At 40.2% G+C, this 13,106-nt stretch carries 10 protein-coding genes; 4 read left to right on the top strand and 6 right to left on the bottom strand.

Going from position 1 to position 13,106, the window contains the following annotated elements:
• Window positions 1-44: 44 nt before the first annotated feature.
• On the bottom strand, window positions 45-1,277 hold the full coding sequence (locus CSV61_RS05440) for a dicarboxylate/amino acid:cation symporter (RefSeq protein ID WP_233193523.1): 1,233 nt from the start codon (window positions 1,275-1,277) through the stop codon (window positions 45-47).
• Window positions 1,278-1,461: 184 nt separating this feature from the next.
• Between CSV61_RS05440 and CSV61_RS05435 the strand changes: the two genes are divergently transcribed.
• Both CSV61_RS05435 and CSV61_RS05430 read left to right on the top strand, forming a co-directional pair.
• On the top strand, window positions 1,462-1,881 hold the full coding sequence (locus tag CSV61_RS05435; RefSeq protein ID WP_083034322.1) for a MarR family winged helix-turn-helix transcriptional regulator: 420 nt from the start codon (window positions 1,462-1,464) through the stop codon (window positions 1,879-1,881).
• 12 nt (window positions 1,882-1,893) lie between these two features.
• Window positions 1,894-3,084, top strand: coding sequence for an MFS transporter (locus tag CSV61_RS05430; RefSeq protein WP_099638356.1), 1,191 nt, complete (start codon window positions 1,894-1,896; stop codon window positions 3,082-3,084).
• 44 nt (window positions 3,085-3,128) lie between these two features.
• Here the strand turns inward: CSV61_RS05430 and CSV61_RS05425 are convergent, their stop codons facing one another.
• From CSV61_RS05425 to CSV61_RS05415, 3 genes are all read right to left on the bottom strand, one after another.
• Complete coding sequence (locus CSV61_RS05425) at window positions 3,129-4,073, bottom strand: sensor domain-containing diguanylate cyclase (RefSeq protein ID WP_099638355.1); 945 nt, start codon at window positions 4,071-4,073, stop codon at window positions 3,129-3,131.
• Window positions 4,074-4,076: 3 nt separating this feature from the next.
• Window positions 4,077-4,889 carry an alpha/beta fold hydrolase gene (locus CSV61_RS05420; RefSeq protein ID WP_099638354.1) on the bottom strand — a complete coding sequence of 271 codons (813 nt, stop codon included), beginning with the start codon at window positions 4,887-4,889 and terminating at the stop codon, window positions 4,077-4,079.
• Window positions 4,890-5,015: 126 nt separating this feature from the next.
• Window positions 5,016-6,206 (bottom strand): coenzyme F420-0:L-glutamate ligase, encoded by a 1,191-nt coding sequence (locus CSV61_RS05415; protein ID WP_099638353.1) that lies wholly within the window; start codon window positions 6,204-6,206, stop codon window positions 5,016-5,018.
• Window positions 6,207-6,318: 112 nt separating this feature from the next.
• On the opposite strand from CSV61_RS05415, the gene CSV61_RS05410 reads away from it, so the two are divergent.
• Window positions 6,319-7,203: a LysR family transcriptional regulator gene (locus tag CSV61_RS05410; RefSeq protein ID WP_099638352.1), complete on the top strand. Its 885-nt coding sequence runs from the start codon at window positions 6,319-6,321 to the stop codon at window positions 7,201-7,203.
• 260 nt (window positions 7,204-7,463) lie between these two features.
• On the opposite strand, the gene CSV61_RS05405 is transcribed toward CSV61_RS05410, so the two are convergent.
• Together CSV61_RS05405 and CSV61_RS05400 are read right to left on the bottom strand one after the other, a co-directional pair.
• The gene (locus tag CSV61_RS05405) at window positions 7,464-9,521 is read right to left on the bottom strand and encodes a catalase (RefSeq protein ID WP_099638351.1); all 2,058 of its coding nucleotides are present in this window, start codon (window positions 9,519-9,521) and stop codon (window positions 7,464-7,466) included.
• A 70-nt stretch (window positions 9,522-9,591) separates the two neighbouring features.
• Window positions 9,592-11,268, bottom strand: coding sequence for an ABC1 kinase family protein (locus CSV61_RS05400; RefSeq protein WP_233193522.1), 1,677 nt, complete (start codon window positions 11,266-11,268; stop codon window positions 9,592-9,594).
• A 456-nt stretch (window positions 11,269-11,724) separates the two neighbouring features.
• Between CSV61_RS05400 and CSV61_RS05395 the strand changes: the two genes are divergently transcribed.
• Window positions 11,725-12,972 carry an EAL and HDOD domain-containing protein gene (locus CSV61_RS05395; RefSeq protein ID WP_099638349.1) on the top strand — a complete coding sequence of 416 codons (1,248 nt, stop codon included), beginning with the start codon at window positions 11,725-11,727 and terminating at the stop codon, window positions 12,970-12,972.
• Window positions 12,973-13,106: the final 134 nt, after the last annotated feature.

The following is a 13,106-nucleotide window of genomic DNA, read 5'->3' as shown; positions in this document are numbered from 1 at the left end:
ATTTTCAGTATAGATTCTAGTCAAACGTCGATCAATGATGTAGTTTACGCAAACTTCTTACGTGGCGCTTTCTTATCCACCACAGCGGCACCCACAATATCCCCCATGACATTGGAAGCAGTACCCGCCATGCCAATTAATGCATCTACTCCGGCAATCAGAGCGACAATCTCCAAAGGTAATCCGAACATAGTAAGTACTGCAGATAACGTAACCAATCCGGCAGCGGGAACACCCGCCGTTCCAATAGAAAGCAAGGTTCCAATGGCGATAATAACGATAAAGTCTACAGCGGATAAGTTCAAGTTTGTGATATTCGCTGCGAAGACTAGCGAAATGCCCATGCGCAATGCACCGCCATCAGAATTGAAAACTGCACCGAGTGGTAAAGCAAAGTTCGCTGTATTCTCGGAGACGCCCGCTTTTTTTGCGGATTCAATTGCAATAGGTAACGTAGCGATACTACTAGAAGTGAAAAATGCGGTTGTATAGGCATCTTTCGTATTTCGATAAAAAGGTAATACTGGATTTCCAAAGAATTTCAAGAACCCACTGTAGACAAATAACCAGAGAATTAAAACACCAAGATAGAATACACCGACGAATGATAACAATCCCAGTAATGTTTCCCATCCTTGCTCACCAAAAGCGGTGGCACTGATCGCAAAAACACCTATAGGTGCATATAACAAGACACCTTCAAGAATTTTATAAAACATCGTATTCAATGCGTTAAAGAAACGATCAAGAAAATTACCCATCTCAACGAGTTTCGTATCAGAAGAAAACTTCATGGAAGACATGGCCATGCCGATGATGATTGCAACGAATAAAATAGCCATCAAATCTCCAGACGTAAAAGCTTCGAAGATATTCTTTGGTACAATTTGCAGTAAGATTTCTGAGAATCCAGGTGCATGAGGGGGTTCTACCACTGCGTCAGTAGGTAAAGTCAAATGTCTACCCGGTTTGAGCCATATAGCCAACGAGAGCCCAATTAATACAGCGGCGGCTGTAGTTGCCGTATAATAGAGAATTAACTTACCGCCCATTTTACCGAGTTGGGCTAAATTCATTTGATTAACAGCTAATACAACTGTTAGGAAGATGACAGGAATGGCAATCAAACTGAGTAAGTTCAATAACAATGTTCCGAATGGTTTCAAAAAAGTAGTGTATTCGTTAAAAAAGATTCCAAGTAAGGTGCCCGCCATGAATCCAATCGTAATTTTAGCGACAAAAGGTGTGTTCTTATACTTATTCCAAATGGGGATCACTCTCCTGTTCGTTACTCATTCCCACATCTAGCGAACTACGGTGAGAGAATATAAATTATCATATCACATCCGTGTAAATAGGTTGCGATAAGTATCTTGCTATTGCTTTACTTTCCACAGAAAAAGGTTTAAAATAAAATAAATAGTTAGCCAGACTAACCAAATAAATTAGGGGTGTAAATTTATGGAGCAAAAACAACAATTTTTTCCAGAATATGTTCAACTCTATCGTCCGTTGTTAAATCAATTAAATAATTTGCTAGCACCGTATCGATTATTCCACTCACAATGGGGAATACTGAAGCTGTTATGGATAGATGGTGAAATGACATCGGCAGAGATTGCTATGCGTAAGCAAGTGGAAAAGCCGAGCGTCACCAAAATTGTGCAACGCTTGTTGGAAATGAACTTAGTCAGCATTCGGCCAGGGGTAGATCGCAGGGAGAAATGGATAGGCTTGACGGAGCAGGGACAAGCGACAGTAGTGAAAGTAATGGCTGACTTGGAAGTGTTTTATGAAAACTTACTTGAAGGTGCTACAAAAGAAGATTTAGAAGCAGGAATTCGTGTGTTAAAACTAGCAAGTAAAAACCTTCATATATGAGAGAGTGGTTAAATGAATAATAAAAAGATTTGGACAAAGGATTTTATCGTTACTTCAGTCATCAACTTCTTTTTGATGTTAGTTATGTATTTACTTATAGTGACGATTGCGCCTTATGCAGTGAAGGAGTATGACGTATCAACAAGTGTTGCAGGTCTTGTGTCAGGGATTTTCATCATTGGGACATTAATTGCACGCCTTGCTGTAGGTGGATTAATAGAAAAGGTCGGTAGCCGGAATATTCTATTGATTGGATTGTTGGTTACTGTATTGGCATCCGTCTTCTATTTTGCTGCCGTAAATTTGCCGTTATTAATGGCGAACCGGTTCTTTCATGGTGTTGGACTTGGCATTTCTTCTACCGCGACAGGAACAATGGTAGCTCAAATGCTTCCACCATCACGTAGAGGTGAAGGCATTGGATATTTTAGTTTGAGTACAGTTCTCGCTACAGCGGTTGGACCGTTTTTCGGTATTTTCTTAAGCCAGCACTATCATTTCAATATACTCTTTATGTTTTGTCTAGTACTTAGTATTAGTTGTGCGGCCATGTTCTTTTTTGTTGAGAAAGCGCCCACGGCCATGCCTAGAAAAAATGTGCAGACGGCAACAAAGAAATTCGGGGTTCACGGTTTATTGGAAGTACAGGCGTTACCGATTGCATTTGTGACATTGTTAGCAGCTATTGCGTATTCTGGCGTGCTCTCATTTATTTCGTTTTATGCTGAAGAAATCAACTTAGTTAGTGCAGCCAGCTTTTTCTTTTTAGTATACGCTATTGCAGTACTGATTTCGAGACCGTATACCGGAAAATTATTGGATGTAAAGGGTAATAAATTTGTCGTTTATCCTTCATTAATATTATTTGCAGGTGGATTATTACTATTAAGTGGAGCAAATGCAGGGTGGATGTTACTTCTTGCGGGTGGTGTTCTTGGACTCGGGTTTGGTAACTTCCAATCATGCGCCCAAGCAATTGCGTTGCAAGGCGTGAAACCTGAGCGCTTAGGTGTTGCTACGTCAACGTTCTTTATTTTCTTAGACTTCGGTTTTGGGTTTGGTCCGTATGTACTTGGTTTACTGGTACCGATCATCGGCTATCAGCATCTGTATTTGGTTCTCATGGTTATAGTACTAATCGCGCTCGGCCTTTTCATGTTATTCAGTCGGACGCGCCAACGTCCTATCGTAGAACAAGATTGATAAACTATGCAAAAAGACACTACTGTTCTGTCTGTAGTGTCTTTTCATATATGTGTTAAACAATTTCGACCGTTACGTTTAGAAATGTATTGGGCTTCATCCGCTCTGCTGTAAATTTGGCTCGACTGGTCGCCTTTGCGAAAACTCGTAATTCCCATACTGACGGTGATCCCGATGCTATTCCATTCAGACCTTGCTATATAGCAGCGAAGTTTTTCTGCTCTTTCACAGTTTTTTTGGTGGTTGGGATCATCAAATAATACCGCAAATTCTTCACCGCCAATCCGTGCTACTACGTGTGGAGAATGAATTTTGTACTCCAACTTGCGAGCTAATTCTTTCAACACCTCGTCACCTACTAAATGACCGTGCGTATCATTCACAGTTTTGAAATGATCGATATCAAACAGTAATAATGAGAATGAACGTGTCATAAAGAGTTCTGCACGATCGATCGCATCATCTAAATTTCGTCGGAATACACGACGATTATAAAGCCCTGTCAATTCATCCCGTGTAGCCAACTCTTGAAGTTCTCCATTCAAATCCAGAAGTTGCTGTTGCTTGTATTCCACTTCTTCAAGTAATCCAAGTAATTTATTGTACGCTTCATCTGTCTGTTGTTGAACTCTCTCTGCTTCTTTTTTTGCTTTCAATAACTGGTTCTCATATTCATCGCGTACTGTAATCTGAACCACGATACCTTCATACAATCCATTGCGTTTACTGACGTTCATTAATACAGGGAGGGGGCGTTTATCTACTTTAAAGTTTAAATACATTTCGCGTATTTCTTGGTGTACAGAAATAGACGGCACGAAGTAGGTTTGGAAATAGACTTTAGATGGGACTGTTAGCACATCGTGCATATGTCGCGGCATTTTGTCTAGATGTAATAGATCTCGCATCGTTTTATTCATTTCAACGAACTCCCATTCACTTGTTAAGACGAAATACCCGCAAGGCAAAAAGTCCATCTGCTCTTCCATAACTTATACGCTCCCGTCCTCTTCGATAAAACGTGTAATCTCCTTAATTGTTTCTGTAGGATGACTGATATGTGGATTATGTCCCTTTGCTTTCATGATGACCAGTTCACTGTTCGACATATGCTCTTCTATATAGTATCCTACTTCGATTGGTACGATAGAGTCTTCGGTTGGTTGTAAAATGAGTGTTTTTGTGGTGACTTTAGACAATTCCTCACGAACATCTGACATAAATGTTGCTTTTGCAAAGCGGCGTGCAATGCCTGGATCATTCGCACATAGCATAGACTCGAACTCATCAGAGAGATGTGGCCGGTCTTCGTTTTTCATCGCAATGGGTGCTAAGTATTTCGTGAACTCTTTATAGTTCATTTCCATCATATCAAGCAATTCATCAATATCTTCCCGTTCAAATCCACCACGATAATCAGGTTCATTCAAGTAATGGGGGGAAGGACCGATCATGATCAGTTTTTCCATCAAGTCAGGTCTTTGGATGGAAGCAAGCACACCAATCATTCCGCTTACTGAGTGGCCCACATAGATAATATCTTTTAGTTCTAGTGCGTCACATACCTCGATCACATCTTGTGCATAGCCAGGCAATGACTCATAGCGTTCTGCTGAGTAAGCTCTCTTATCACTGTGACCAGAACCGACGTAATCAAATGTCACAATCCGATACTGTTTTTCAAATGCAGGTATCACATGATTCCATACCGTCTGATCACAGCCAAAACCATGTGCAAAGACGATAGTTTGTTCACCAGAACCTGTTATATGGACCGCGTTTCTTACTTTAATATCTAGTGTCATAAACTTAATTCTCCTCTTCTGAACTTCACATAAATCATTACCATTGTAGCATAGAAAAAGATTCATTTATTATATTTAGCCGATAAGATACAAAACACCTGTGAGTATTCTCACAGGTGTTTTGTATCAGTTTGTGAAGTTATCGAAGTATCCTTGGATAAAGACAATAGGTGTACCTTTGTCACCACTACCTGAAGTTAGATCGGATAATGAACCGATTAAATCCGTTAGTTTACGAGGAGTTGTTCCTTGTGAAGCCATGGATCCCATTAAATTAGTATCTTTATTCTCAATAAAATCGGACACGGCTTTCTTTAATTCCTCTCCGCGTAATTCAGAGAAGTCATTATCAGCTAAGTATTTTAATTTTACCTCATTTGGAATGCCGTCAAGTCCATCTGTATAAGCGGGGGATACGACTGGGTCAGCCAGTTCCCAAATCTTACCTACAGGGTCTTTGAACGCGCCATCTCCGTAAATCATCACTTCGATATGTTTGCCTGTTTCTTTTTTTAACATGTCTTGAATGTTGTCTACTATAGGCTGACAGCTATGAGGAAACAGTTTGATGCTGTCTTCTTGTGCTTTGTTTGCGCCAAGTAAGCCGAACTGTTCGTTATAGCCACTGCCATCGATAGACGTAGCCAAGATATCATCCAAGCCATAAACTTTTTCGGCACCGTTAGCTTTCAAAATACGTTTGGTTCTAAAACGTGTATGGATATCACAAGTTAATACAGTCTTTGTATAATCTAAAATCGTTCTCGCGTTATTGGAGAAAATGACCTCATGTTCTACACCGAACTCATCCATTAACGATTTATAGTATTCGATATAGTCAACGCCTGTGAATGGGTGTTTGTTCTCGCCGAAGTGTTCGCGGAACTCATTTTCCGTCAATACATCCGTCCAAGGGTTCACTCCCTTTTCATCTAGACGATCCAGTTCAACTAAGTGGTTACCGACTTCATCGGAAGGATAGCTAAGCATTAAAACGATCTTCTTCGCGCCTTTTGCGATACCGCGTAAGCAGTTTCCAAAACGGTTACGACTAAGAATAGGGAAAATGACACCGATTGTATCATCACCGAATTTCGCTTCGATATCTTTTGCAACATGATCGATTGTTGCATAATTTCCCTGTGCACGCGCTACAATGGATTCCGTGATGGATACGATATCTTTATCTTGAAATGTAATATTTTCTTTTTCAGAAGCTTCTAATACACTATCCACTACGATTTGATCAATATTGTCGCCTTCATTTATAATCGGGCAACGTAATCCTCTAACAACCGTTCCTACAACTCTTCCCAAAACAATCGCTCCTTAGTGAAACTCAATTTGATCACTCTTCTTTGTATTATAACGTTCATTTATGATATAAGTAAAATTAATATACTTAATAGGGGGTATAAGGAGGAGTTATATGTCAATCAACTTAGAATGGTATAAAGTCTTTCAAATAGTTGTTCAGAATGAAAGTTTTTCAAAAGCTGCTCGAAGTTTATTTATGACACAACCTGCCGTCAGTCAAATAATATCCCAATTAGAAGGGGCATTGGATACGCGTTTGTTTAATCGTACATCCAAAGGAGTGACATTGACCGATGAAGGCTCCTTACTATACGAGTATGCCAATTCGGCACTGAATTTAATCGAGGCAGGTAATGAAAAGTTGCAGGAGTTAAAGAATTTATCATCAGGTGAATTGAAAATAGGGGTAGGAGATACGATTTCCCGTTATTACCTGCTACCTTACCTGGAAGCTTTCCATACGAGTTTTCCGGGAATACGATTCAAGATCACTAACGGTACAACTTTAGAGCTCATCGCTGCGCTGAAATCAGGCGAAGTAGATATTGCTATTTGTAACTTTCCCATTGAGGATGATTCGTTGGAGAAGCGTGCGTGTTTTGATGTACAAGACACTTTCGTATACGGTGAACGGTTTCGAAAGCTTTTCTTGAGACCTGTGCCTCTGCAAGAGCTTGCTAGGTTACCACTAATTTTATTGGAGTCGAAATCCAATTCCCGTCAGTATGTGGAAGACTTTCTATTGAAGGAAGGCGTAAAAATCTACCCTGAATTTGAATTAGGTTCTCATGAGCTGTTGCTGGAATTTGCCCAAATCAATTTGGGCGTTGCGTGTGTGGTCAAGGAGTTTTCAGAAGAGTATTTGGAACGTGGCATGCTACGGGAAGTAGAGTTTTTGAAACCCATACCTAAGCGCAGCATCGGCGTGTGCTATTTAAAAGGTGTTTCACTATCACCAGCGGCATCAAGGTTTATCGGGATATTAGAGAAGAATTAGATCAGCAGGCAGCGATGTTAGGGTTAAAATTCCCATTACAAAACTTTGCTTATACTATTAACAGTATCCGTAGTGTCGCACAGTAAAGTTAGAGTACTATACAACTTTATATAGATGTACACTTGAAATTAAGTGAACTCCAATTCTTTGTATTCACCAATTCACTATCCATGTACACATGTTTAGTAATCATTAACTCAAGGAATTCTATAAAAAGGCTGTTGCAAGAAGTAAACTTCCTTGCAACAGCCTTGGTTTGATTATGCATAAATAGTACGATCCCAGAAGCGGTGGTGTGCTACAGCCTCTACCCACTGCGTGCCTTCGCCTGAAACCGTCAAGTCTGTCAAAATGCCAGGTCCTGGTTTTACTTTAGTCTTCTCCATCAACCCTTTAGCGGCTGGAGCAGAGCCAATTGGTTTGAAATGCATATACGCTTCATTGACGTAATCAGCGACATCTGCATCGAACTTCTGTTGTTGCTTTGCTTGTCCGCCTACAACATACAGCGCATCGTATAAGACGGAGTGAACTGTCAACAAGGTTTCGTCTACATCAACAGTAGCCCCATTCTTACCCGTTAGCTTGCCGAACTTCTCGCTCACAATATTAACCGTCATACCTGCATCCAATGAAGCCTTCAAAAATGGCTCAAGTGCATCGTCGTCAAACTGGTCTGCGATCAACACAGCTACTGTACGCGTCTCGGGCACTTTTGCTGTATTTTCCTGACTAAGAGCAGGGGAAGACTTAGATTCAGTGGACTGCGTAACATCTGTTGGGGCTTCAACACCGACCGCGTCTGCAACTTGAGTCGCCATATTCATATCGACATTCGCAAACATATCGACTGCTTGTTTTCTCACGTTCATATCCTTCACTTTACCAATTTCAAAGCTAAACGCTGCAATAATATGCTCTTTCTCTGCGTCAGACATACTGTTCCAGAATAGACGCGCCTGTGAGAAGTGATCTGTAAACGAATCACTGCGGGCTTGTATTTTACGTCCCTCTACCTTCTCTTGGTAATGTACGTAACCGCCATTCTCCTCTGAAGTCGTGTCGGGTTTATTGTTGGCTAATGAATTGTTATGATAATGAGTCTGTCCAATGTTAATGGTCTGTCTGCCGTACCCATCACGCTGATTATTATGGAACGGACAGACCGGTCGGTTAATAGGCAACTCATGGAAGTTAGGTCCGCCTAAACGAATTAACTGTGTATCTGTATAAGAGAATAATCTTCCTTGTAGCAATGGATCATTCGAGAAGTCAATTCCTGGTACGACGCTGCCCGGGTGGAATGCAACTTGCTCCATTTCTGCAAATACATTGTCTACGTTGCGATTTAAAGTCATTTTTCCAATGATCTTCACCGGAATATCTTCTTCAGGCCATAGCTTAGTAGGGTCTAGAATGTCAAAATCAAATGTAAATTCATCTTTTTCCTCTAGTAATTGTACGCCAAGTTCAAATTCCACAAAGTTTCCATTTTCAATTGATTCCCATAAATCACGACGATGGAAGTCAGGATCTTTTCCGTTAATCTTCTGCGCTTCATCCCACACTAGGGAGTGGGCACCGAGCTTTGGTTTCCAATGAAATTTTACAAAGTGCGCTTCACCCTGATCGTTTACAAAGCGATACGTGTGTACGCCGAAGCCTTCCATCATACGGAAACTCCGTGGAATAGCGCGGTCGGACATTTGCCACATGACCATATGAGCAGATTCTTGATTGTTCGCAACAAAATCCCAGAATGTATCATGTGCAGATGCGGCCTGTGGCATTTCATTGTGTGGTTCAGGCTTCACAGCATGTATTAGGTCAGGAAATTTAATAGCATCTTGAATAAAGAATACCGGTATATTATTTCCGACTAAATCATAGTTCCCTTCTTGCGTATAAAACTTCACGGCAAACCCTCGTGCGTCACGTACGGTTTCAGGAGAACCTTTACTTCCTGCTACACTAGAGAATCTGGTAAATACAGGAGTTTTGATACCCGGCTCCTGTAAAAAACCAGCTTTTGTATATTTCTTCATAGACTCATACACTTCGAATTCACCATGCGCTGCAAAGCCCCGTGCGTGAACTACCCGCTCTGGAATCCGTTCGTGGTCAAAGTGCGTCATTTTCTCTCGGAAGTGGAAATCTTCCATCAACGTTGGGCCGCGTGTTCCCACTTTTAGTGAATGTTCATCTTCTGAAACTTTCAACCCTTGATTTGTTGTCATGGAATGTTTATAGTCATGTGCGCGGAATGTCTCTAATTGTTTATTTTTACTCTCTTCGTTTACTTGATGATCTTTCTCCATATAAAATCCTCCTATTGAAAATAGTAGTCTGCTTTTCTTATTCCCCAATTGGGATGGGATAAACAGAACGCTATATTCGTCCGGAACGTACAATGGAAAATAGCAAGTAAGTAAACATTAAGGTCGCGATGACAGCACCGACTTCAATGAGCGGCAACTTAAAGAAGAGTGCCGTTTGCCCAGCAATGGCAGAGCCGATAATGAGGCCGACCATCAGAATACTGAATGCCAACAACACGATACTTAACGAAAGACGATTAGCAATTTTATCAAGCCGGCGGAACATAATATTTGTTTGCTTCAAGCCGACGTCTAATTCCACTTTCCCTTTTTGTATGGTTTTGATGGCTTTTTTCATGTCGTTAGGTAATTCCGATAGAATTTCAGCATTCTTCACAAAAGTATGCCAGCCATTTTCCAGTAAGTAGCGTGGATCAAATTGTTTAAGTACCATCTTTTTGCCGTACGGTTCGATGGCTTTCATAATACTGAATGTAGGATCCAACTTTCCGAGTACACCTTCAAGTGTCAGAATCACTTTTACAAGAATAGCAATTTCATTCGGTAAACGTATGCGGTGCCGATAAGCGATTGAGAAAATTTCCATAAAAACATCGCCTAGCCTTAAATCTGTAAGGGGTGTCTCATAATATTTCCGTTGAATAATCTGTAAATCACGATATAAAGCATCTGTTTTAGTCTGTTCATGTAAAATATTCATAGCTTCGAATACATCGATTAATCGAGTAATATTTCCTTTTTGCAAGGCGACGAGCAATGAAACAAAATGATAAGTCATTTCCTTGCTTAGTTGACCGACCATACCGAAATCCAAATAGTGGATAGTGTTTCCAGGTGTGATGAAGATGTTACCAGGATGAGGATCACCGTGGAAAAAACCATTTTCCATTACTTGAGACAGCATGGAGTCTGCAATTCTTTCTGCAATCACCTTGCGATTATACCCTTCGCGGTCTAGTTGTTCGATATTGCTCACTTTAATACCGGTGACTAGCCCTGCCGTAAGTACGACACGCGTAGTGTATTCATCGTAAATAAGCGGAACTTGGATCGTAGGATTTTTTGCAAATTGTCTTGAGATCCGTTCAGCGTTACGACTTTCTAGATAGTAGTCCAATTCTTCCCGTAGAGAATGAGAAAACTCATAGATTAGATCTTTTATATGATACGCTTTCGCCCAGTCCATGTTCTTTTCAAGAAACCCTGCCAAATCGTGTAAAATAGCGAGGTCGGTATTTACTTGTTGTTGGATATTAGGGCGCTGGATTTTCACGGCTACATGTTCACCGTTAGGCAACCGAGCCGTATGCACTTGGCCTATAGAAGCTGAAGCGAGTGGCTCCTCATTGAATTCCAAGAAAAGTTCTTCAATCGTTCCGCCTAATTGCTGCTCGATTATTTCCCGTACTACTTCGAATGGGAAAGACTCCACGTGATCTTGTAGTTTTTCAAGCTCTGAAGCAATTTCCTCCGGGACTAAATCGCGTCGGCCGCTGGCGATTTGCCCAAGCTTAATGAAAGTGGGGCCGAGTTGTTCCAATGCAATTCGTAATCTTTTACCAACATGATATAAGTTTAGATCAACTTGTTCATCCGCAGAAGAAAATTTTCTGTCTGTCAGCCCAAGACGAAATAAAATATGACTGAATCCATTTCTCAAAAAAACATTTATAATTTCTTGTGAACGTTGCGCATTTTTCATTCTTCGTTTTAACAATAAGAACACCTCCGTATCGATCCTTTCTACACAAGATACCATTGATTCCTTGTAATTAAACACTAAAAGATATTCGTTCTTCTGTTCTCCTAGGAGTATAGGAGAGTCATTAGTCTATGCATCGTCTGAGATGTTGATGATCCATAGACTCGTAGTATGCGCTTCTTCTTCATATTCGTATAAATCCTCTCTTTATCTGCATGTTCATACATCAATGCATGGCGGCGGTTAGAGTTTTTTATTAAATGGTTATCATGATCATCAGCATTTCCAAGTGAGTGGAATATCGGAACGGAATAGTTATATCTAATTAATATATTTATTAATAACGTGTAATCTAGTACAATGGGAGGAGTAAAGTGTTATCTAATTGACTAAATTGGAGAAGTACATGGCTTCAGTAGTTTTCTAAGTGGAATACATACAATGAAGGGGACGTTCAAATGAAACGTGGAGATGGCATAAATGGATGATTACTCCATATTTATCGGAAGACAACCGATCCTAAACCGATCAGGTGCGATTTATGCATACGAACTACTATATCGAAATAGCGAAGAAAACTTCTTTCCTGATATAAATCCTGAAAAGGCTACAATCGGTCTATTGATCAATACTTTTCTCACTGTTGGAATAGATCAGGTAACAAGTGGTGTGCGTTCATTTATAAATTTCTCAGGTGAACTGCTAGCACAAGATGTATTTATGAATCTGAATCCCGACCAAGTAGTAATTGAGATTTTAGAAGACGTGGAAATAACACCTGCTCTGTTGCATCGGTTGCGGATGTTTAAGGAAGCGGGATTCACGCTAGCATTGGATGACTTTATTTTGCAAGATCAATATAGGATACATTCTCAGTTATTTGAACTCGTGGATATTATAAAAGTGGATTTCATCCAAACAAGTATAATGGAGAAGCATCAAATCAACAATTTTTTGAAACGATATCCATCGATTATATTATTGGCGGAAAAGGTGGAGACAGAGTCAGATTACCAGCTAGCATTAAAGAGTGGTTATGATTTGTTTCAAGGCTACTTTTTCGCAAAGCCTGATATTATTCAAAGTACCGAGATTCCATCCAATACCTTAATTCATTTGAAAATTATTGACTATTTCCAACAAGATTCCCTATCTATCAATCAACTCTCCAATTTAATTATGCAAGATGTATCGATATCCTTTAAATTATTACGTTTTATCAACTCACTAGCCTTTGACATACCGCGTCAGATCAGCTCAATCAAGCAGGCAATCATGATGGTTGGGTTAAATGAAACGAAGAAGTGGTTACAAGTTCTGATGTTACATGATTTAGGGCAAGACCTGCGCGACGGTCGTGTGAAAGCACTTATTGAATTATCGCTTCGTCGTGCACGAGCATGTGAGCTATTGGCGAAGTATAAAAGAAAGTCCAATAAGGACGAGTACTTTCTAGCAGGCATGTTTTCTTTGATCGATGCAGTGATGCGGCGGAAATGGGAAGATATTCTGCCATTACTTTCTTTGTCCGATGTGATTATGGATACGTTAAAGGGTAAGCAAACGGAAATGAGCCCATACATGGAGCTGGTAAAATCGATAGAACGTTTTGAATGGGAAGCAGTAGAGCGACTTTCACGTGAACTAGCAATCCCTCAAAAAGAACTAAGTAATATTTTTCTACAAGCCTTACGCTGGTCACAGGGAATAGAGGATGAAATGAACTGAATATATACTGGAAAAGACATTTTCACTTGAAGATGTCTTTTTTGATGTGTAATATTAACAGTTATAATCTATTTGGTAACTTCTTATTCTGTAATTTATATGGGCAGAAGTACGTTATATTTCCTGTGATTGGG

Origin of the sequence: Sporosarcina sp. P3 (genome assembly GCF_002743415.1) — a bacterium.
Lineage (GTDB): Bacteria > Bacillota > Bacilli > Bacillales_A > Planococcaceae > Sporosarcina > Sporosarcina ureae_A.
The sequence above is the reverse complement of the archived record's forward strand: the minus strand, read 5'-3'. Positions and strand labels throughout refer to the sequence as shown.